Genomic DNA, 21286 nt, shown 5'->3' with positions numbered 1-21286 from the left:
TTGCAGATCTTTGGTGTCGACCGCCATTGATTTCGAATTGGTCGCAATCATTTCCAGTCTGCCGAACGCGATTGCTCAGACGACGTGGTGTTCCGCGCGGGACGCCGCAAGTCCGCTTCTCTGATTTTGGGCTAGACCGCTCTCCATTTTCCGCAATAGGTAATAGGACAGCAGGACGAAGAAGAGCACCGCGACAGGCTGGATGACGCCCATTGGGTTGCCGACCGCCAATTGGGACCAGAAGGCGGAGATGCAATCGATCGTCAGGCCGGCATAGGCCCATTCCTTGAGCCGATAATATTTCGGAACGAGCAGCACGATAATGCCGATGACCTTGGCGACGCCTAGCAGCGTCAGGAAGTAGACCGGATAGCCAAGCAGCTCGGTCGTTCCAACGAACGTTTTGGGCGAATGCGCAAGTTCGTTGAATGCGCTGATGGCGAATCCGATGAGCGTGCATGCCGTGATGATCCAGTAAGCGATTTTGATCGATTTCATGTTAACATCTCCCCCGTATCCTCGTTTGGTTGTGCCGTAATTCAATTCTAGCGGAGAACGGGATACGGGAAAGCTGCTTAAAGTCATGAATGCGCGAAGCGAAAGGCCGAACGCGCGATCGCAATCGCATGACGAATCGCATAGGTTATGCCGAAAGTCATGCCCTCACAGGGAAGCGGTCTGAGAACGGACGGAAAAGAGCGCGGCCTGCGTACGGTCTCGCAAACCAAGCTTGGCGATGAGGTTGGAGACGTGGTTTTTCGCCGTGCCCTCCGTGATGACGAGCAAGCTTGCGATCTCTTTGTTATTCAATCCCCGGCCCAGTAAAGCGAGAATCTCTTTCTCGCGTTCGGTCAGCATCTCCAAAGCGGCCGATTCGCCCGCGAGGAGGGTGGTCGGCGCAGGCTTGGACCATGCCTCCATCTTCTTCATCTCGCGTAGCAGCATGGCCGTAATATCGGCTTGAAGCACCGTCCCTCCGTTATAAACGGAATGAATCGCGCTGACGATCGCCTCGGACGGCATATCCTTCAACAAATAGCCATGGACGCCTTCCTCCAACGCCCGCAGAATTAATTCCGCGTCGTCGAAGGTGGTGAGAATCAGAATCTTCGTCTCCGGCAAATGGTTGAAGATCAGCCGGGCTCCTTCAATGCCGTCCATGCCCGGCATGCGAATATCCATCAGCACGACGTCAGGCCGCAGCTCCAGCGTCTTCGTATAGGCATCTCTGCCGTCAACCGCCGTCCCGACCACGTCCATATCGGGCTCAAGACCGATGAGCGAGGCCAACCCTTCTCGCATGAGCCGTTGGTCATCCACAATCAAAACTTTCATTGCGAGGCACGCTCCCTTTCCGCCGCGGCATAGGGGAATACGCCTTCGACGGCAAATCCGTTGTCTCGATCCAAGACGAAACGCATCGCCCCGTTCCACTCCTTCGCTCTTTCTTGCAAACCGACGAGACCAAAACCCGGTGTCAACTCTTCGGGGATCGCGCCGTCATTGCGAATGCTTAGCGTGAGGTCGCTCGCCGAATAGGCCAACGACACGCTCGCATGTTTGGCGCCGCCGTGCTTCTGCGCGTTCGTCAGGGATTCCTGCACGATGCGATAGGCCGTCAACTGAAGATTGCGGGGCAGCGCGTGAGGCACTCCCTTCAGTTCAAAATCGGTTTGCACGCCGGTGAATTTCGCGAACTCCGCGCACAGCTTCTCGAGGCTGTCCGGCAGGGAGTCGTTCCCCGCGGGTTCGTCCCGGATGGCTCTTACCGACAGGCGGACTTCCTGCAGGGAGGACTTGATCAGCTCTTCGCACGTCAGGTAGATTTCCCGACTACGCGAAGCATCCCTTTCGCTCAACTTGCGCGCCAGCTGCATTTGCACCAATAGGGCCGTTAATTTATGGCCCACCGTATCGTGAATATCCCGCGCGATGCGCACGCGCTCCCGGGTTGCCGCCCATTCCTCCGTCTGGAGCGCGTATTCCCGCAGCTGCTCATGAGATTGCTTTAACTCGGCGTATAGCTGCTTCGCCTCGTCGCGGGCGCGTTGATAGTGTTGGATGACGGCGCTCACGATCCCGGCGAACAGAATGAACGAGCCGGAAACAAAGTAGCCGGCGGCTTGGAGCTGATCGTGCAAATACCAGTCTACGCTCGCCATCGTCGCGACGTAGACGGCGATTAGCAGGACGCAGGTCGCGATGAGCATTCGCGTGCGTTGGATGAACATGAGAATCGCGAGGGCGGTGATGCCGATGAAGAGATGATTCGGAAAATCGCCGATCGTATAACCATAACCGCATGCGGCGGTCACCAGGAAATCAAGGAGGAGGATGTGAAGCAGCCAACGCCGGCGGTTCTTCCCGCGGACATAGTACCAATTCATACCAAGGAACAGCAGGAGCAGCAGGACGACAAGAACGAGTTTCCAAAAGGGCGCGATCGATTGTTCGACATAAAAAACGGCGGATAAAGCAAAGTCGAACGCGAGCTTTAAACCGAATGCGAGCTTCCACGCCAAGGGGATTTTAGGTTCCCTTGCCTCCATCCATGTCATCGTCTTAACTGTAATCTTCGATCCGCACGATTTTGCCCTCGCTAATGCCGAATACGGACTTTCCTTTGAGCTTCCGCTGCTCTCCTGCCCGTAATCCGTTCGGCAAATCCGCCGCCAACACGGCCGCGTAATCGATCTCGACCTCTATGCCGTCAGGGGTATCGCGATAATGGAGCGCTTGCTGACAACGGCTGGCGAATAACGCCGCCGATTGCTCGGCCAACTTGCGAAAGTCGCGGATTCCTTGCGTCTCCATGTTCGCTTCGCCGCTCACGACGTTGCGGAATACGATCCCCTCATGCAGCAGGTCAAGCATCCCCTCGATATCGAACGCGTTGTAAGCCTCGAGATAGCGTTCAATTATTGTTTTGGCGTTGTCGTAAGTCATGCGTGCACCCCTTCTCGTCTCCTAATTCGCGGCTCGATCCGCGTTTGGGCGTGTACCCGCCTCACGAGTACGATACCATATTTTGAGAGCGATTGTTCCAATTGTTTACAAGTTGGCGCGGAGATGGTATCTTGGCTATAACGAATATTTCTAGACGACATATCTATAAGACACATATGGCAATGGAGGAGTACACTTTGCAAGACAAAATCATTCTGGGCTTATTGCTCGACGGCGATAAGTCTTCCTACGACCTGAAGAAGAGCATGGAATCCAGTACCGGATTCTTCTACAATTCCAGCCAAGGCAGCATCCAACCGGCCTTGAAGAAGCTCGCCGAGCATGGGCACGTCCGGATTACGGAGGAGCGTCGGGGGGCTAGGATCAAGAAGACGTTCTCGATTACGGAGGAAGGAGAGAAGGCGTTCTTGCGCTGGGCCGGCGAGCCGATTGATTTGGAGAAGCCAAGAGATCCCGCGCTGGTCAAAATGTTCTTCTTCAACTATGTCGAAAGCGCCAAGCAGCGCGAGCTTGTCGAAGCATATCTGCGAGAAATCGAGCAGGTCGAGGGTATGCTGAGCATGTTTCAACAGCGGAATGCAGAGCATCTCCGGCAGAACGAAGCGCTGCTGCATGATCCGAAGGTGAAGAGCAGGCTGGATACGCTGGAATTCGGTTCGGCGTATTATGCGTTCTTGAAGGACTGGTACGGGAAGTATCTCAATCGAATCGAAGAGGAGCTGGAGCCTTGAAGGCGCGGGAGAGCAAGGCGTTGCGCAACGCGGTCATTTTCTCGATCGTGGCGCTGAGCTGCGGATGGATCGGACGGCTGGTGGATATGCTGGTCGGCAGGGATGAGAACGGAAGTCTCGGGCAGCTGATTTGGCTTGTTTCGCCGCTGCTATGCATGGTCGTTCTGCGCGTCTGGGCGGGAGACGGGTGGCAGGACTTTGGTCTGAAGCCTCGTTTCAAAGGAAACGGGTTTCCCTACCTGTTCAGCATTCTATTCTTTCCTTTGTTAGCGACGGTCATCGTCGGCATCGGCTTGGGAAGCGGGTGGGTGGATGCGCCTTCGTCGTCGTCCTCGTATTTGGCGGCATTCGGCATGGCGCTTCTGCCGAGCCTGATCAAGAATATTTTCGAGGAATTCGCATGGCGGGGCTATCTGGCGCCGAGATTGTTCTCCCTCGGGTACAATCGCTTTCTCGTCCATATCGCCGTCGGGGTCATATGGGGAGCGTGGCATTTTCCTTATTTGTTCCTATTCGTGGACACCACGGAGAGCATGATCACGTACATCCCTCGCATGATGCTCGGCGTCATCGCGATGGCCGTTCTGTACGGCGAGCTGCTGCTGATGACCCGCAGCGTCTGGCCGGCCGTCTTGATGCACGCGGCGGGCAATGCCTTCATCGATCCGTTAATTCTGAAGAAATTCATTCTCGTCCACGAGGAATTCGCCGTCATCGCCATGCCGAGCCCGGAAGGCATTCTCGCGATCGCATTGACGGGGATAAGCGGGATATGGCTGTATAAACGAAGAAGAAACGCTGAATCGCGATCGTAATCCGTCCGTTGTCTTCTCGCATGAGGGAGCAGCTGCCGCGTTCGGCAGGACCTGCTCCCTTTGTCATATCGATGGACGCATGTTAGCGCATGCGCCGTTGCAGCGCCGTCTTCAAGCTTTTTCGCCCGCCCGGCGGGTTAACAAACCGCTGGATACAAAAGCGGCCAGTGAACCGGCAAAGCAAACCGCGGCAAACAAGCCGACGGCGGCGAAACCGTTAAACGTCGCGTACATCAAGCCCGCGAGCCAAGCGCCGAGCGTTGTCGCGGCATACATAATCGAGTTGGCCAAGCTGGAGATCGTGCCGCGGATCGTCGGATTTAAGGCGTTCAAGAGACCCAATATGAGCGGGAACGCGATGCCCATATGTACGAAGATGAAGAAATATACCCCTTCGAAAGCCGCGACCGACGGCAAGTGAGGCAGCGCGATAAAACAAACGATAGCGACCAGGAAGCCCGCGGCGAGCGTACGGAAACGGTTGAACGTCTTAACCGCATAGGCGCCGCCCAAGCTGCCGACGATATTCCCAAGACCAAGAAAAAACATCACATAGCCCGCTTGATCGACGGAAAGGTGAAAGCGGTCCGTCACCCATTTCCCGATGAAGGAAAAGGCGGCGAAAAATCCGCATTGAAACAAGAAATGGGCGAGGAATGCTCTTCTCGCGATTCGGCTCTGGAGCAGCGGGAGATATCGACTGAAAATCGGAGTTCTGGCAGCAGGGTCAAGATTCGGTTTCATGTCGGGCAACGCATAGGAGATGAACGCCGCCACGGCCAATGAACAGGCTCCGATCGTAAAGAAAGGATAAGACCAATGGGTGGAGGCAAGCAGACTTCCGAGCGGGATGCCGAAAGCTTGGGAAGCGGCTAACCCAGCCATTACGATTCCGGATACTTGGGCGATGCGGGGCGCTGGAATGAGAGCCGGGATCGAAGCCCACACTTGAGGCGCCGCGAATGCCGCGCTCACGCCCGCTAACAAACGGAATAGGAACATCGACCAAAACCCGGTGGCGAATCCGCATAGAGCGGTGGAAACCGAGAAACCGACCATGCCGAAGAACATGACTTTTTTGCGGTTCCAGCCATCGGAGAGGGGGCCGGCAATTAGCGCGAATAAGGCATAGCCTAATGCATAGGCTCCCACCATCCACCCGGAATACGCGGTCGGGATATGAAACAACGCTTGCAGCGTAGGAATGAGCGGAGAAATTAAGAACGTATCCGTGCCGATCACGAACATGACGAGGAAGAATAAGGCGGTTAATCGAAACATGGTCATCACCCTTTCGTTTTGTTGTATAGTTCAAAAACAATTGAACTAATGAACAAAAAAAGAGACTTCCTTCTACAACGTATCCAGAAATCCCGGCAAGTAAGTTTGAAACGTCTCTGCATCGATGCGCATGTACTTCGATTGCGCTTCTTTTCGTACTTGGATCAATCTCGCCTCCTTCAACATGCGCAGGTGATACGACGTGTTCGATTTCGTCGTATCGCGAATGTCGCCGATTTCGCCGCAATTCATCTCGCTCTTGCCGGCATATAGCGCTCGTATGATGTCTAGTCTGGTTTCGTCGGCCAATGCCTTGAAGATTTTGACTCGGAGTTCGTCATCTGCCGTTTTTTGAGTAGTCATACAACTATTGTACTTAGTCATCGCGATAAATCAAGTCTTTGGGGAAAAACGCCGCGATCGCCGATATCAGGTGGAACGATCAGAAGCCCTGCCGCAAGCGCGTCGGCAGGGCTTTGCTATGCGGGTCGAACGTTCCGGATAACCTTCTCCGCTCACCCGATATTCGGCGTCGATGCCCGAATAACCGGTTTCGTGTAAATATGCGACACCTGATACGGCTGCTCGGGGTCGGCGATGCGCGAGAGCAGCATTTCGGCACCCTTAATGCCCATCTCGCTGCGATAAATATGGACCGTCGTCAAGTGCGGTTCCACGATGTCGGATTCCGGGCTGTTGTCGAAGCCGCACACGGCGACGTCGCCGGGAATGCGCACGCCGCGGTTCTTGAGCGCCTTCATCAAATTAACGGCGAGAAAATCGTTCGCGCACACGAACGCGGCCGGCAGCTGCGCCATCTCGCCCAACTGCTCGTCCAGCCAGCCGGGCTGCCCGTAATACCGATCCTCGCCCGTAATGCATTGGCCGGCATTCAAGTTGATGCCGGCATCGGCCAAAGCGCGGTTGAAGCCCACCCACCGTTCGCGGAAGCTGCGGCAATGGTTGAAATCGCCGACGAACCCGACGCTGCCGTACCCGCCGTCGATCAGCTTCTTGACGAGGCTGTACGTGCTGTGCTCGTTCTCCATCAGCAGCACATCGGCTTGGAAGTCGGGGTAGCTGACGGATGCCGAGCAGTCGATGAACAGCGTCGGGATGCTCAGATCCGTAATGACCTGACTGTAGGCCAAGTCGAACAGCTCGATGCAGATGATGCCGTCGACGTTCGAGGCGTCGAAGTTATTCGGCAAGGACAGGCTGCGCAGCTCGATGTCCCGGATGATATGGATGGACAAATTATAGCCCTCGGCGCTAATCCGCTTCTCCAGCCCGCTAATTAAAGCAGAGCCGAAGTGGGACGTGTTCGGCAGGTTGGCCGTTAATAACGCGATGTTGCCCGGCGTGCGAGGCAGCAGGTTCTCGCCGTCCATATAAGCGAACTGTTTATATTTCAATTCGACTGCTTTCTTGATCACTTTGCTTCGCGTCTCGTCCGGGATGCCGCCGCTCCCGTTCAGCGCCTTGGAGGCGGTATTGCGCGAGATCCCCAGCGCATCGGCGATGTCTTGTATCGTCACGCGTTCCTTCGCCATCGGTTCACCTCAAGTTTCTCTATGCTTTTCTTCTACAAATGTATATCAGTTTGTGAAAAATATCAATGCAGGTTTTACAAATGCACAATTACATTTGCGTGGTTGTCACGGAGGTTTACAAAAGAATAGGGAAAATCTACCTCGTCACATCGAATTGCCCTTAAATAATAGGCAGTTTGGTGACAGTCTGGCTTCATAAACCCTTAAAATGCACGGAAGAATTCAAATGAAGTGTGCAAATGTAAACTATATTATCTTTATTTGTCGAATATTAATTGTCATATGAACACAATAAATTTTACAAAATATGTTGACGAATGCACAATGCGATGCTAAATTGATAGTGGAATCAGCAGCAGAAACAGTTGGGAGACCGTAATTGAAAGCCCTTACTGTTTACAAATGTAAAAATAAGGAGGGTCAAAGATACAAGATGCAACATTCAGTACAGGCAATGGAAGGCAAGAAGGCTGCGGAAAGGGCCGACAGGCAGAGCGGATTCGATTATTTGAAGAAGCATTATGTGCTGTACGTGCTGCTGGCGCCCGCGCTTATCCTGACGCTTATTTTCAAATACGGTCCAATGTACGGCGCGGTCATCGCATTCAAGGATTTCAGCCCGATCAAAGGCATCATGGGCAGCGAATGGGTCGGCTTCAAGCACTTCGACAAATTCCTGTCTTCGCCTAATTTCGAACTCATTCTGCTCAACACGCTGAAATTAAGCGCCTACGGGCTCCTGCTCGGTTTCCCGGTGCCGATTCTGCTGGCGCTTATGCTCAATCAGGTGCGCAGGGCGGCCGTGAAGAAGAACATCCAGCTGTTCCTGTACGCGCCGAACTTCATCTCCGTCGTCGTCATCGTCGGGATGCTGTTCATCTTCCTTTCGCCGACGGGTCCGATCAATCAGCTTATCGTCTGGGCGACGGGCGAGCCGGTCATGTTCATGCTGAAGGCCGAGTATTTCCGGTGGATCTACATCCTCTCCGACATCTGGACCGGTGCCGGATGGGCATCGATCATCTACGTGGCGGCGCTCGCCAATGTGGATCCGGAGCTCCACAATGCGGCCAGTCTTGATGGGGCCAATCTGCTGCAGCGCATCCGCCATATCGATCTGCCGACCATTCGTCCGATCATGGCTATCGTCTTCATTTTGGCGGCCGGCGGCATTATGTCGATCGGTTTTGAAAAGGCTTACCTGATGCAGACGGCGATGAACTTGCCCACCTCCGAGATTATTCCGACCTACGTGTACAAAATCGGCCTGCAAGCGGGGGACTACTCGTATTCCGCGGCCGTGGGGCTGTTCAATTCCGTCATCAACGTCCTGCTGCTCATCACGGTGAATCTCGTCGTGAAGAAGCTGAACGAGGGCGAAGGACTTTATTAGAGAGGAGCAACCACACATGTACGTCAAACCAACCGGACTGGACCGCTTCCTGCTCGCCTTGAACGGCATTCTGCTGACGCTCGCCGTTCTCGTCGTCGTGCTGCCGCTTCTGTATATCGTCGTCGCGTCGTTCATGGACCCGTCCGTGCTGCTCAGCCGCGGCCTGTCGTTCAAGGTGTCGGACTGGACGCTGGACGGCTACGAGAAAATCCTCGCGAACCCGGCGATGGTGCGCGGCTTCGGCAACGCCGTCCTCTACTCGGTCTTGTTCTCGCTGACGACCGTGTTCCTGTCGGTATGCGCCGGCTATGCCATGGCCGACGACCGGCTGAAGGGCAGGAAAATCTTCATGACGCTCTTCCTGATCACGCTGTTCTTCGGCGGGGGCCTCGTGCCGACCTACCTGCTCGTCAAGAAGCTCGGCATGATCGACACGATTTGGGCTGTCGTCATTCCGGGGGCGGTGAACGTGTGGAACATCATTTTGGCCCGGACGTTCTTCCGCGGGGTGCCCTTCGAGCTGAAGGAAGCGGCTTACGTGGACGGAGCTTCCGAGTGGAAAGTGTTCGCTAGCATCGTGCTGCCGCTCTCGAAGCCGATTATTTTCGTGCTGGCGCTGTACGCGTTCGTCGGCCAGTGGAACTCCTATTTCGATGCGATGATCTATCTGGACAACGCCAGCTTGCATCCGCTGCAGCTCGTGCTGCGTTCCATTCTCATCCAGAATCAGGTCGATCCCGGCATGATCGGCGACCAGCTGGCGATGGCGGAGATGAAGCGGCTGTCCGAGATGATCAAATACGCGGCGATCGTCATCTCCAGTCTGCCGCTGCTCGTCATGTACCCGTTCTTCCAGAAGTACTTCGAGAAAGGTGTCATGGTCGGTTCGCTTAAATAGCGATCGGCTGCACATAAATGCTTCATCTCAGCGATAAAATGGGAGGTCAAACCGATGAACAAGACCAGACAACCGCAAGCCGCTTTGAAAACCGTCTCCGCCACCGTGCTCGTCTCCGCGCTTCTGCTGTCCGCCTGCAGCAATGGGGGCGGCGATGGAGGCAGCGAGGGCGCCGCAAGTCCGAATCAGGACGCAAGCAGCGGCAAAGTGACGCTGAACATCATGACGCAGAGCTCGCCGCTCGCGCCGGCCGATCCGAACGAGAAGCTCATCTTCAAGCGGCTCGAGGAGAAGACGAACGTTCATGTCAATTGGAAGAACTTCACTCGCGACGTGTTCGCCGAGAAGCGCAACCTCGCCATGGCGAGCGGCGATCTGCCCGACGCCATCTTCGACGCCGGCTACGGCGACTATGAGCTGCTCAAGCTGGCCAAGGACGGGGCGATCATTCCGCTGAACGAATTAATTGAGACGCAGATGCCGAACCTGAAGAAAGTATTGGAAGAAGCGCCCGAGTACAAGTCGATGATGACCGCGCCGGACGGCAACATCTATGCTTTCCCTTGGATCGAAGAGCTCGGCAGCGGCAAGGAACGGATCCAGGCGGTAGACGCGGTGCCATGGATTAACGTCGAGTGGCTGAAGAAGCTCGGCCTTGCGATGCCGAAGACGACGGAAGAGCTGAAGCAGGCGCTCATCGCCTTCAAGACGCAGGACCCGAACGGCAACGGCCAGGCGGACGAAATTCCGCTCTCCTTCATCAACAAGCCGGGCGCCGAGGATCTCGCCTTCCTGTTCGCCTCGTTCGGCCTGGGCGAGAACCCGGACCACGCGGTCGTCACGAACGACGGCAAGGTCGTCTTCACGCCGGCCGAGGAAGGCTACAAGAACGCGGTGAAGTACATCCACGAGCTGTATAAGGAAGGGCTCATCGACGTAGAGGCGTACACGCAGGATTGGAGCACGTATTTGGCCAAGGGCAAGGATCAGAAATACGGCCTTTATTTCTCCTGGGACAAGAGCAATATTACCGGCGCCAACGACAGCTACGACGTCATGCCTCCGATTGCCGGCCCGAGCGGCGAGATCAACGTCACCCGCACGAACGCGCTTGGCTTCCATCGCGGCCGGACCGTCGTGACGAGCACCAACAAGAACCTGGAGGCGACGGCCAAGTGGATCGACCAAATGTACGACCCGATCCAATCCGTGCAGAACAACTGGGGCACCTACGGCGACGAGACGCAGCAGAACATTTTCGAATACGACGAAGCGAGCAATTCCTTGAAGCATCTGCCGCTGAACGGCACAGCGCCGGTCGAGCTGCGGGAGAAGACGAGCGTGGCAGGTCCGCTCGCTATTCTGGACAGCTACTATGGCAAGTATACAACCGTGCCGGACGACGCGAAGGAGAGACTGCGCATCGTCAAGGAGATCATGGTGCCGCACATGAAAGCGGACAACGTCATGCCGAGCGTGTTCAATTCGATCGATGAGCTGGACGCCCTGACGACGATCGAGACGGATCTATTCGCCTACGTGCTGCGCATGCGCACCGAATGGTACCAGAACGGCAAGATCGACGAGCAGTGGGAGGAGTACCTGAAGGAGCTGGACCGCCTGGGTCTGCCGAAATGGCTGGAGATCAAGCAGGCCGGCTACGACCGGGCGACGCAGAAGTAACGACGGCTGATTGGCTGCTGCTCTATATAAGTTGAACGAATTATTCAACAAAGATTGCTACGCAAGAGTGATGATCTTTCGATCGCTGTTGTTCACGGATTCCTTGATTCAAGAAGCTGTAGATGGATTCTGTTCACAAAGGCGACCACTAGCTTATGCTTCCGATGCAGCTTTCTTGCGGAAAGCTCTCGGTTTCTTCAGATTCATCTCTCTTGCTCCGCTCTTTTGTTAGATGCACAAGTTCAACTTATATAGGCGGCCTATAAACGGAACCGGGTAGCGCCGCTGCCGAAGGCGCATATAGAGAAGAACAAAGGAGAGAGGCATGCATGTCTACGATGATGCAGCATGATTACAGAGGCGTCTATCATTTCTCGCCGCGCGAGAAGTGGATGAACGATCCGAATGGGATGGTGTATTTCCGAGGGGAATACCATCTGTTCTACCAGCATCACCCTAGCGGGATGAAGTGGGGTCCTATGCATTGGGGCCACGCGGTCAGCAAGGATTTGATCACATGGGAGGAGCTTCCGATCGCGCTCGCGCCGGATGAGCTGGGCATGATTTTCTCCGGCAGCGCGGTGGTGGATGGGCAGAATACGACGGGCTTCTTCGATGAGGAGCCTGGGCTGGTCGCGATCTTCACGCACCATCTGGAGCGGGAAGGTCAAGCCGCCTTGCAGACGCAGAGCCTTGCTTATAGCAAGGACGCGGGGCGCACTTGGACCAAATACGCGGGCAATCCGGTGCTGACGCACGCGTCCTTCGTCGATTTCCGCGATCCTAAGGTGTTCTGGCACGCGGAGAAGGGACGCTGGGTCATGATCGTCGCCTGCGGCCAATCGGTGTGTCTGTATCATTCGCCGGATCTGAAATCGTGGACGCTGGCGAGCGAGTTCGGGGAGGGAATCGGATTCCACGGCGGGGTGTGGGAATGTCCGGATTTGTTCCCGCTGCCGGTGGACGGCGACGATTCGAGGCGGAAGTGGGTCATGCTCGTGAGCATCGGCGATAGCCCGGACTATCCGGAAGGCTCGCGCACGCAGTATTTCACCGGGGATTTCGACGGCGAGACGTTCGTGCCGGACCCGCATTCGCAGACGGCGCGCTGGTTGGATTACGGGCGGGATAACTACGCGGGCGTCAGCTGGTCCGACGTGCCGGCCGAAGACGGAAGAAGGTTGTTCATCGGATGGATGAGCAATTGGAAATACGCCAACTTGACCCCGACCGAAGGATTCCGCGGCGCAATGACGGTGGCCAGAGAGCTCTCGCTTCGCACGCTTGCGGACGGCAGCGCCGCACTGGCGCAGCAGCCGGTTCGCGAGCTGGCTGCCGCGCGCGTGCCGCTGGTTGCATTGCAGGATGCAACGCTTGCTCAAGCGCAAGCGGCACTCGTGGGACTTCGGCTCGATAGCTATGAACTGCGGGCGGAGGCGGCGCAAGGCTCCTCCTTCGCGTTCCAGGTGAGAGCCGGAGGCGGCGAAGAGACGGTCGTCGGCGTGGATGCTTCTCTTGGTGAAGTGTACGTGGACCGGTCGAATTCCGGCTTGAGCGGATTTCATGAGCAATTCGGCGGGCGGCATGCGGCGAAGCTTACGGCCGGACGCGCGGCGGGCGTCTCGCACGACTTGACGATACTCGTGGATCGCTCGTCCGTTGAAGCGTTCGCGAATGGCGGGCAGGCGGTCTTGACCGACCTGATCTATCCGAACGCCGCTGCCGCAGGTCTCTCGGTGACCGGAGACGATGGTCTTATCTTCGCTTCCCTGTCCGTCTATGCGCTGAAGCCGCCAACTGGCGGATCGGCTGGAGCTTGAAGGGAGGCGGCGGACATATGATGCGTATCGGCGCAATCGAAGCAGGCGGCACGAAGTTCGTCTGCGGCATCGGCAGCGAGAGGGGCGAGATCGAAGACTCTATAAGCTTTCCGACGGAAGGGCCCGAGCAGACGCTCGGCCAGGCGATCGCTTATTTCAAGGATAAAGGCATCGACGCCATCGGCGTCGGCTCCTTCGGGCCGATCGATCTTCGGCCCGGGAGCCCGACCTATGGCTATGTCACCACGACGCCGAAGCCGGGCTGGTCGAATGTCGACCTGCTCGGCGCGCTGCGGCGCGAATTCGGCGTGCCGTGCGGCTGGGACACCGACGTGAACGCGGCGGCGCTCGGCGAAGCGACGTGGGGCGCGGCCCGCGGCTTGAACAGCTGCTTGTATTACACGGTCGGCACGGGCATCGGCATCGGCGTCTATGCGGAAGGCCGGCTCGTGCACGGGATGATTCATCCCGAAGGGGGGCATACGCTGCCAAGGCGCCATCCGGACGATAATTACGCTGGTCGGTGTCCGTATCATGGCGATTGCCTCGAGGGCATGGCGGCAGGTCCTGCGATCGAGGCGCGTTGGGGAGCGAAGGGACACGAGCTTCCGGCGGATCATCCGGCCTGGGCGATCGAAGCGTTCTATCTCGGGCAGTCGATCGCGGGCGCCGTCCTGCTCAACTCGCCGGAGAAGGTCATTCTCGGCGGCGGCGTCATGCAGCAGGCCCAGCTGTTCCCGCTCATTCGCGCGGAAGTGAAGCGCAACCTGAACGGCTATGTGAGCGCTCGCGAGATTCTTGAGAATATCGACGGCTACATCGTACCGCCGGGACTCGGTCAGCAAGCGGGATTGCGCGGCGCGGTGGCGTTGGGTCTTGCGGCGCTGAACGGGGCAGCGGGCTAGGCGCAGGGCTTGCCGCAATGCGGCGTACGCGAACAAACAACACTGCGCAGTAAGCGTGCCAGCTCGAAGCAACCCGCCGACCGCGAACAAACGTGCCAGCACGAAAAGGGGCGGAGCCCTTCTTAACCTGACAGCATTGCGGCGGCGGTGGAAGGGGGAGCAGCGCACGCATGAAGCTTTGTCCGCGAGGACAAAAGCGTGCCAGCTTGAACCCACCCGCCAACCGCGAACAAACGTGCCAGCACGAAAAAGGGAGTCCAGAGGGCGAAGTCCTCTGGTTCCCCTCGGCGGAGGGGGAAGGGGGAGGAAACAACAAATGTGGGGTCAAAGGGGCGGAGCCCTTCTTAATTCATCGAATAGGGGTGCGTAAGGATGTCATGGAACAAAGGAATGCCCGCGCTGCTGGCTTTTGCGCTGCTGCTCGGCTCGGCCCCGCTCGGGGCTGTTGCTATGGCAGCGGAAGAGCCGGCCGTCAATCAAACGGCAGAGGAGGATACGTCTATTTTTGTAAGCGTAACCAAAGCGAATAGCGACTTGGCCGGCTGGACCATCAAGGGGAAAGGCCGACTGGAGGATACGACGCAGGGATTGGTGCTGACTTCCGACCCGAAGGAGAACGTCATCGCGCTGTCGGCTACGCGCGCGGACGACTTCGTCTACGAAGCCGACGTGCAGATTACGGACATGAAGGCCGACGCGACGCTCGTGTTCCGTTCGGATGGGGACGGCTGGTCCTCCTACATGCTGCAGCTCGTGCCGCAAGCCGGGCTGATTCGGCTGAAGGACGCGCGCGGCGGCGGGCTGTTCGAGGAGCGGCAGGCGAGCTTGGCGGCCGGAGGCATCTATCATCTGAAGGTGAAGGCCGAAGGCGACGCGCTCAAGGTCTATTGGGGCGACCGCTATAAGCCGATCATCGACGTGAAGGACGCGGCTTACCGCTCGGGCCTGCTCGGCTTGCACGTATGGGACGGTTCGGCGGTGTTCCAAAATGTACGCGTGAGCGGGCTGAACGGCAATCTCGGCACGGCGGCTTATCGAGCCGGCTTATGGCAGCCGGATCTTCGAGGCGCCAAAGGTACGGGAACCGCATCGCAGCAAGCCATTCAAATCTACGGAGCCAGCCACCGGGACTTCGTGTACGAAGGCGACGTTGCGTTCGGTTCGGATACGGCAGAGGCGTCGCTGCGCATCCGCAGCGACGAGAAGGGGCTGACGGGGTATGCGGTCGCGCTGCGCCGGGAGAACGGACAAGTCCGCGTCCAACTGAAGCGGGCCAGCGGCACGGTCATCGCGTCTTCGGCACGCACGTTCCTTTCGCAGCCGGGTGCACGGCATCATGTGGAGATCAGCGCGGTCGGCAGCCGGATCCAGGTGCATGTCGATGGCTACGCAGAAGCTGCGTTGGCGGTGACCGACGGCAGTTACGCCGTCGGACAAGCCGGCCTGTCGGTGTCGTCGGGTAGCGCATATTTTCAGAACATGTACATCACGGCGGCGGCCAATTATTACACGGAGACATTCCGGTCGGCCTATCATTACAGCCCGGCGCGCGGGTCGGCCAGCGATCCGAACGGGCTGGTCTATTACGAAGGAGAATATCATCTGTTCCATCAAGACGGCGGGACGTGGGCGCACGCGGTGAGCACGGATCTCGTGCACTGGAAGCGGCTGCCGATCGCGCTGCCGTGGAACGATCAGGGGCATGTCTGGTCCGGCTCGGCTATCGCGGACGACAGCAACGCTTCGGGGTTATTCACGGCCTCGGGCGGCAAAGGTCTTATCGCATATTATACGTCGTTCAATCCGGATCTGCCGGGCGGCAACCAGCGAATCGGCATCGCCACCAGCACCGATCGGGGCCGGACGTGGGTTTATCCGGCAACGCGCCCGATCGTTATCGAGAATCCAGGCAAGCAGGGCGACGATCTAGGCGGCTGGGACTTCCGCGACCCGAAGGTCGTCCGCGACGCGGCGAACAACCGCTGGGTGATGGTCGTCTCGGGCGGCGATCACGTTCGATTCTTCACCTCGACCAACCTGCTCGATTGGAGTCTGACCGATAACTTCGGCTACGGCAATTACGTCCGCGGCGGGGTATGGGAATGTCCGGACTTGTTCCCGATGAAGGTCGAGGGGACGGGAGAGACCAAGTGGGTGCTCATGATCAGCACCGGCGCCAATCCGAAGACGCAAGGCTCGGACGCCGAATATTTCGTCGGTACATTGACGCCTGAAGGCAAATTCGTCAACGACAACCCGGCTGGCAGCGTGCTTCGCACCGACTACGGCAAAGAATTCTACGCTTCGATGTCCTTCGCCGGACTGCCGAACGATCGCCGGGTCATGGTCGCTTGGATGACGAACTGGGACTACCCGTTCGCGTTCCCGACCGCGGGCTGGAAAGGCGAGATTTCGCTGCCGCGCGAGGTGACGCTCAAACGGACGAACGAAGGGCTGCGGCTAGCGCAGGCGCCGGTCAAGGAGCTGCAATCGCTGCGAAGCGAAATCTATTCGGCGGTAAACCGCGAAGTTCGTCCGAGTAGCGCGAATTTGCTGGAGGGGCTGACGAGCGGAGCCTACGAGATCGAAGCCGAGATCGCCATTCCGTCGGGAAGCGGCGTGCAGGAATTCGGATTCCGCCTTCGCGAGGGCGCCGAGGAGCATACCGACTTGGCTTATGACGTCGCAGGCGCGCGGATGATCGTCGACCGTTCGGCCTCCGGCGTGACCGACTTCTCGAATCTGTTCTCCACCCGGCACGAGGCGCCGCTTGCGCCAAGCAACGGCCGCGTCAAGCTGCGCATCTTCGTGGATGAGTCGTCGGTCGAACTGTTCGCCGGCGATGGCACGGTCGTCTTCAGCGACCTGATCTTCCCGGACCCCGCAAGCCGCGGCATGCGCTTCTACGCCAAAGGAGGCAGCGTGAACGTGGTGTCCTTGAAGGTGTACGCGCTGTCCAATGTATGGCGCACAGCGGCGGACGAATCGGCCCGGGTTATGATGGACACCGCCGTCCGCGAGCTGAGCCTCGGGAGCGGTCAGACGCTGCGTGCGGCGATCGACGGCGGCAAGCGGGGCGGCGCGCAGCCGCTTCGATGGCGCTCTTCCAACCCAGCCGTCGTACGGATCGATGCAGCGGATAATAAGCAGGCGGTCATTCTGGCGGCTGGCGTAGGCGAGGCGTTCGTCACGGTCTCGACACCGAACGGCAAGACGTCGGCAAGCGTGCCGGTGCTGGTATCGGATGGCGAGTTTCGCACGAATCTGACAGGTTGGCAAGCTGATCTGTCTGCGTCCGGATGGATCGAGACGGCGTACGGCATCCGGGGCAGCTATGGCAGCGACGCCAATTATATGGCGCAGGAGCAGGCGGGAGATTTCACCTACGAGGCGAACATGCGGCTCGGCGAGACCGGCGGAGCAGGCTCGCTGCTGTTCCGCGCGAGCCGGGACGGACGCAGCGGGTACTATTTCAACCTCGATCCGAACATGAAGGCGTTCCGATTGTTCTACAAGTCGGACGGCGCGTTCGCCGACCGGCAGGTGCTCGCGAAGGTGCCGGCCTTCGTGCAGCCGGGTCGGACGTACCGCGTGAAGATTGTGGCGGAAGGGCCGCGACTGCAAGTATACGTGGATGATGCCCCAATCATCGACCTGAAGGACGGGACGTTCTCGGAGGGGTATTTCGGCGTGAACGCATTCGGCGGTCAGGCGTATTACCAGGACGTGTACGCAACCGACCTGCGGCCTGCGAACCTGCAGCGCGTCAGCATTGCGAATGCCGGAGTCGGCAAGCTTCTCTACGCCGCGGTATCGCGAAACGGAGAGCCTGTTGCTATCCAGGATGCCGAGGTCGGCGCAAGCGGCCAGACTTGGGTGCTCGTGCCGACGGGCGACGATCAGGGCTCCTTTTCGATTCGTACGCCGGAAGGCCAAGCGCTCGATCTGGATGTTGGTCAGAACAAAATCCAGCTCTACGCGTACTTAGGCTTCGACAATCAGCGCTGGCTCGTTCGCCGGCACGAGGACGGCGCGGTGAGCATCGTCTCGGCCCATAACGGCAAAGCGCTCGAAGCGGCCGAGACCGGGGATGGCTTGACGTTGAACGCTCAAGATTCGGCGCTGGATCGGCAGAAATGGCGGTTGGAGACCAAAGAATAAGCGAAAAGCCCTGACCGAGCTGGTCAGGGCTTCTTCATGCAACGCACTGATGTTCAGTCCGGTTACCTAATTGCTAATGAGTATACGGAACACCGCTGCTAGATCTATTTCGGCATCAATCGATTATAACCAAACCATCCCTTGCCAGCGTGTATGCAACCATATACAGTGAAGGGGCTTCCGGTTTGCGCGAACAATGCTCAATGGGAGCGACTTCGGAATGCGAGGAGGACAGCCATGACACCGGTCGTCCGTCCGATCCGTTCCGTCCGAAAGGAGAATTTTCCATGCACGACATTTATGTATTAGACTTGCCTATCCCGGGCGGTGATCAGGGTCAGCAGCTGTCGCCGGTTATCGTGCGAGACGACACCGAGACGATTCTCGTCGATTGCGGGTATCCGCAGTCCGTGCAGCTGCTGGAAGCGGCTGCGGCGAAGCACGGCGTGGCGCTGTCGTCGCTCACACGCGTCATCTTGACCCACCACGATATGGACCATATCGGCTCGGCGGCCGAGGTGAAGCGTACTTATCCGCATATTGAAATTATCGCGCACGAAACGGAAGCGCCCTATATCGCGGGGGCCGCGAAGTCGCTGCGACTTGCGCAGGCGGAAGCCTCGTATGACGCTCTGCCGGAAGATGCGAAAGAAGCAGCTTCGGGCTTCATTGCCTTCCTCGGCACGATCGAGCCGGTTCCCGTCGATCGTACAGCAGCTTCCGGCGAGAGACTCCCGTGGTGCGACGGCATCGAGGTCGTCCATACGCCCGGCCACATGCCCGGCCATATTTCGCTCTATCTGCCCGCAAGCCGAACGATGATCGCGGCCGATGCCGTCGTGATCGAGGAAGGCGAGCTTGCGATTGCCAATCCGCAGTATACGCTCGATCTCGAGGAAGCGGTCCGTTCCGTCCGGCGCATGCTGGATTACGAGATCGACGAGCTTATTTGCTATCATGGGGGCCGTTATCAGGGAGATGTCCATGCCGCGATTATGAAGCTGCTTCAGAATTGCGAGAGGTAGACGTGCAGCTGAATTGCGTTCGAATTGCAGTCGCTTGCCGAGAGCGAGCGTTATTTTCTTATATATTGTGTGATTTCCGATGTGATTATTCCCGGCCTGCCATCGTCATGCAAGTATAACGCATGCAAGAGGGTTCACGTCTGCCATCGCTTTCGGCATCCCGCTGCAAGCGATGCGAACAGGCGAGGCCTTTTTTTGTTTACTACTGTAATATGCTAGACCCTCGCGGCCGATATAAATCCAGTGGATAGTAGAGTCGCTTGGCAAGATTGTGCGATTTGCTATGCGGCGAAATTTCTACCCGGGGGGCAGACAGAACAATGAAGATTCGTAATTCCTTACTCACCAAGCTAATGCTGGCGCTTGCGGTGGTGCTCGCCTTGTTCGCGATCATTCTCAACTTCTACGTCGGCGGCGCGGTCAAGGACAAGCTGGTCCTGGCAGCACAAGAGAAGCTAGCCTCTGACATGGCGCTTACGGAGAAATATCTGGAATTAAGGATTCCGGGCGAGTGGTCGGCGCAAGGCGATCAGCTTTACAAGGGGACCACGCTGCTAAACGACAATTTCGAATTCGTGGACGAGGTCGGTAAGCTTACCGGCGATACGGTCACAATTTTCTTGCACGATACACGGGTCACGACGAATGTGCTGAAAGAAGGCAAGCGGGCGGTCGGCACGCAAGTATCCGAAGCGGTCAACGCGGCCGTGCTTCAGAAGGGCGGAGTATATGTCGGGGAAGCGGATGTCGTCGGCACGGTCAATCAGACGATCTACAAGCCGATCAAAGACGGCGCGGGCGCGATCGTCGGCATTCTGTACGTCGGCGTGCCGTCCACCCCGTTCGACAAGATGGCCAACGACTTCAAGGGCAATATCTATTTGATCAGCGTTCTGGTTCTGGTCGGCGCGCTAATCTTCTGCTACTTGATCAGCCGTCCGGTCATGAAGAGCATTCGCGGACTGGTGGCCGTCACCGGACAGATCGCGGACAAAGATTTGACGCTATCGGTGCAGTCGAAGTCGAAGGACGAGATCGGCCAGCTGGCGGATTCGTTCGAGCGGATGCGGTTGAGCCTTCGCGAGATGATGACGCAGGTGGGGGACATGTCCGTTCAGTTGAAGGAGAACAGCGTCTCCTTGTCCGAAGCGGCTTCCCGCACCGGACAGACTTCGCAGGAGGTCGCCGGCGCGATCCACAGCGTCGCGGAAGGCGCAACCGAGCAATCGGAATACGCTCATTCGATCCAGTACCGGATGAAGGAGACGCTGCGTCAAGTTGAAGGCGGCGGACATAAAATTCAAGACACGCTGCGCGAAGCGGTTGCCGCGGCGGAAGTGGCGAAGCGCGGCGACGAAGCGATCAACAACGCGATCGCGAACCTGTCGACCGTGACGCAGACGGTCGAATTCGCGACGGACGCGATTCACAAGCTCGGCAAGCGGTCGTCGGAGATCGGCGGCATCGTGCACGTCATCTCGGATATCGCGAGCCAGACGAATCTGCTGGCGCTCAACGCGGCGATCGAGGCGGCGCGTGCCGGCGAGCACGGGCGCGGATTCTCCGTTGTCGCCTCGGAAGTCAGCAAGCTGGCCGAGCAGTCGAAGCAGTCGGCGGAGCGGATCCGCGCGCTCATCGACGACGTGCAAGCGGAGACGAATGAGACGGTAGGCACGATGGAGCACAACTTGAAGTCGGTCGAGGAGCAGGTCGAGATCATTACCCTCGGCGGGCAGGCGCTCAAGGAGATTGTCGCGATGACGGCGTCGACGGAGGCGAACACGGTAGACGTGAAGCGGACGCTCGAGACGCTTGCGGACAGCTCGCAAGCGGTCATGGACGCGATCGACCACATTAACCGCCTGGTCGAGGTGTCGGCGACGGCTTCCGAGGAAGCGGCAGCGTCGGCGGACGCCCAGACGTCCACGGTGAAGGACATTGCCGGCGCGTCCAAGGACGTGGCGGACATCGCCAACAAGCTGAACGACAAGGTGCGCGAATTTAAAATTTAAGAGGTTACCTTCCGCGTAGAACGCGGAAGTCGCACGCGAACA

17 protein-coding genes are annotated in these 21286 nt (G+C 58.0%); 10 read left to right on the top strand and 7 right to left on the bottom strand.

Features of this window, described 5'->3' with window-relative positions:
- Positions 1-75: 75 nt before the first annotated feature.
- From ACFFSY_RS23300 to ACFFSY_RS23285, 4 genes are all read right to left on the bottom strand, one after another.
- Entirely contained in the window at positions 76-498 is a 423-nt protein-coding gene (locus tag ACFFSY_RS23300) for a DoxX family protein (protein ID WP_377498600.1), read from the bottom strand.
- Between the two features lie 165 nt (positions 499-663).
- Positions 664-1335: a response regulator gene (locus tag ACFFSY_RS23295; RefSeq protein ID WP_377498598.1), complete on the bottom strand. Its 672-nt coding sequence runs from the start codon at positions 1333-1335 to the stop codon at positions 664-666.
- Positions 1332-2549: a sensor histidine kinase gene (locus tag ACFFSY_RS23290; protein ID WP_377498596.1), complete on the bottom strand. Its 1218-nt coding sequence runs from the start codon at positions 2547-2549 to the stop codon at positions 1332-1334. Before ACFFSY_RS23290 ends, ACFFSY_RS23295 begins: the two co-directional genes overlap by 4 nt.
- A gap of 13 nt (positions 2550-2562) precedes the next feature.
- Positions 2563-2946, bottom strand: a complete 384-nt coding sequence (locus ACFFSY_RS23285) for a nuclear transport factor 2 family protein (protein WP_377498594.1) — start codon at positions 2944-2946, stop codon at positions 2563-2565.
- A gap of 197 nt (positions 2947-3143) precedes the next feature.
- Here ACFFSY_RS23285 and ACFFSY_RS23280 point away from each other — a divergent pair, with 197 nt between their 5' ends.
- Positions 3144-3698 (top strand): PadR family transcriptional regulator, encoded by a 555-nt coding sequence (locus ACFFSY_RS23280; RefSeq protein WP_377498592.1) that lies wholly within the window; start codon positions 3144-3146, stop codon positions 3696-3698.
- On the top strand, positions 3695-4513 hold the full coding sequence (locus ACFFSY_RS23275) for a CPBP family glutamic-type intramembrane protease (RefSeq protein ID WP_377498590.1): 819 nt from the start codon (positions 3695-3697) through the stop codon (positions 4511-4513). Before ACFFSY_RS23280 ends, ACFFSY_RS23275 begins: the two co-directional genes overlap by 4 nt.
- 111 nt (positions 4514-4624) lie before the next feature.
- Here the strand turns inward: ACFFSY_RS23275 and ACFFSY_RS23270 are convergent, their stop codons facing one another.
- From ACFFSY_RS23270 to ACFFSY_RS23260, 3 genes are all read right to left on the bottom strand, one after another.
- A complete protein-coding gene (locus tag ACFFSY_RS23270; RefSeq protein WP_377498588.1) occupies positions 4625-5794 on the bottom strand; it encodes an MFS transporter in 1170 nt (389 codons plus the stop codon).
- Positions 5795-5866: 72 nt separating this feature from the next.
- Entirely contained in the window at positions 5867-6157 is a 291-nt protein-coding gene (locus tag ACFFSY_RS23265) for an ArsR/SmtB family transcription factor (RefSeq protein ID WP_377498586.1), read from the bottom strand.
- A 152-nt stretch (positions 6158-6309) separates the two neighbouring features.
- The gene (locus tag ACFFSY_RS23260) at positions 6310-7347 is read right to left on the bottom strand and encodes a LacI family DNA-binding transcriptional regulator (protein WP_377498584.1); all 1038 of its coding nucleotides are present in this window, start codon (positions 7345-7347) and stop codon (positions 6310-6312) included.
- Positions 7348-7801: 454 nt separating this feature from the next.
- Between ACFFSY_RS23260 and ACFFSY_RS23255 the strand changes: the two genes are divergently transcribed.
- The 8 genes from ACFFSY_RS23255 to ACFFSY_RS23220 all read left to right on the top strand — a co-directional run bounded on the left by ACFFSY_RS23255 (position 7802) and on the right by ACFFSY_RS23220 (position 21244).
- Positions 7802-8740, top strand: coding sequence for an ABC transporter permease (locus tag ACFFSY_RS23255; RefSeq protein ID WP_377498831.1), 939 nt, complete (start codon positions 7802-7804; stop codon positions 8738-8740).
- Positions 8741-8756: 16 nt separating this feature from the next.
- A complete protein-coding gene (locus tag ACFFSY_RS23250) occupies positions 8757-9638 on the top strand; it encodes a carbohydrate ABC transporter permease (protein ID WP_377498582.1) in 882 nt (293 codons plus the stop codon).
- Positions 9639-9692: 54 nt separating this feature from the next.
- Positions 9693-11321: an ABC transporter substrate-binding protein gene (locus tag ACFFSY_RS23245; protein ID WP_377498580.1), complete on the top strand. Its 1629-nt coding sequence runs from the start codon at positions 9693-9695 to the stop codon at positions 11319-11321.
- A 329-nt stretch (positions 11322-11650) separates the two neighbouring features.
- Positions 11651-13141 (top strand): glycoside hydrolase family 32 protein, encoded by a 1491-nt coding sequence (locus ACFFSY_RS23240; RefSeq protein ID WP_377498578.1) that lies wholly within the window; start codon positions 11651-11653, stop codon positions 13139-13141.
- A gap of 20 nt (positions 13142-13161) precedes the next feature.
- On the top strand, positions 13162-14046 hold the full coding sequence (locus ACFFSY_RS23235) for an ROK family protein (RefSeq protein WP_377498829.1): 885 nt from the start codon (positions 13162-13164) through the stop codon (positions 14044-14046).
- A 372-nt stretch (positions 14047-14418) separates the two neighbouring features.
- A complete protein-coding gene (locus tag ACFFSY_RS23230) occupies positions 14419-18207 on the top strand; it encodes a GH32 C-terminal domain-containing protein (protein WP_377498576.1) in 3789 nt (1262 codons plus the stop codon).
- A gap of 287 nt (positions 18208-18494) precedes the next feature.
- Positions 18495-19232: an MBL fold metallo-hydrolase gene (locus tag ACFFSY_RS23225; protein WP_377498574.1), complete on the top strand. Its 738-nt coding sequence runs from the start codon at positions 18495-18497 to the stop codon at positions 19230-19232.
- 320 nt (positions 19233-19552) lie between these two features.
- Positions 19553-21244, top strand: a complete 1692-nt coding sequence (locus ACFFSY_RS23220; RefSeq protein ID WP_377498572.1) for a methyl-accepting chemotaxis protein — start codon at positions 19553-19555, stop codon at positions 21242-21244.
- Positions 21245-21286 lie beyond the last annotated feature (42 nt).

The sequence above is a fragment of the Paenibacillus aurantiacus genome (assembly GCF_042431225.1).
Classification (GTDB): domain Bacteria; phylum Bacillota; class Bacilli; order Paenibacillales; family Paenibacillaceae; genus Paenibacillus_Z; species Paenibacillus_Z aurantiacus.
The sequence above is the reverse complement of the archived record's forward strand: the minus strand, read 5'-3'. Positions and strand labels throughout refer to the sequence as shown.

Coding starts and splice junctions, on each gene's coding strand:
- ACFFSY_RS23300 (WP_377498600.1), bottom strand. CDS start 498: ATGAAATCGATCAAAATCGCTTACTGGATCATCACGGCATGCACGCTC.
- ACFFSY_RS23295 (WP_377498598.1), bottom strand. CDS start 1,335: ATGAAAGTTTTGATTGTGGATGACCAACGGCTCATGCGAGAAGGGTTG.
- ACFFSY_RS23290 (WP_377498596.1), bottom strand. CDS start 2,549: ATGGAGGCAAGGGAACCTAAAATCCCCTTGGCGTGGAAGCTCGCATTC.
- ACFFSY_RS23285 (WP_377498594.1), bottom strand. CDS start 2,946: ATGACTTACGACAACGCCAAAACAATAATTGAACGCTATCTCGAGGCT.
- ACFFSY_RS23270 (WP_377498588.1), bottom strand. CDS start 5,794: ATGTTTCGATTAACCGCCTTATTCTTCCTCGTCATGTTCGTGATCGGC.
- ACFFSY_RS23265 (WP_377498586.1), bottom strand. CDS start 6,157: ATGACTACTCAAAAAACGGCAGATGACGAACTCCGAGTCAAAATCTTC.
- ACFFSY_RS23260 (WP_377498584.1), bottom strand. CDS start 7,347: ATGGCGAAGGAACGCGTGACGATACAAGACATCGCCGATGCGCTGGGG.
- ACFFSY_RS23255 (WP_377498831.1), top strand. CDS start 7,802: ATGGAAGGCAAGAAGGCTGCGGAAAGGGCCGACAGGCAGAGCGGATTC.
- ACFFSY_RS23250 (WP_377498582.1), top strand. CDS start 8,757: ATGTACGTCAAACCAACCGGACTGGACCGCTTCCTGCTCGCCTTGAAC.
- ACFFSY_RS23245 (WP_377498580.1), top strand. CDS start 9,693: ATGAACAAGACCAGACAACCGCAAGCCGCTTTGAAAACCGTCTCCGCC.
- ACFFSY_RS23240 (WP_377498578.1), top strand. CDS start 11,651: ATGTCTACGATGATGCAGCATGATTACAGAGGCGTCTATCATTTCTCG.
- ACFFSY_RS23235 (WP_377498829.1), top strand. CDS start 13,162: ATGCGTATCGGCGCAATCGAAGCAGGCGGCACGAAGTTCGTCTGCGGC.
- ACFFSY_RS23230 (WP_377498576.1), top strand. CDS start 14,419: ATGTCATGGAACAAAGGAATGCCCGCGCTGCTGGCTTTTGCGCTGCTG.
- ACFFSY_RS23225 (WP_377498574.1), top strand. CDS start 18,495: ATGCACGACATTTATGTATTAGACTTGCCTATCCCGGGCGGTGATCAG.
- ACFFSY_RS23220 (WP_377498572.1), top strand. CDS start 19,553: ATGAAGATTCGTAATTCCTTACTCACCAAGCTAATGCTGGCGCTTGCG.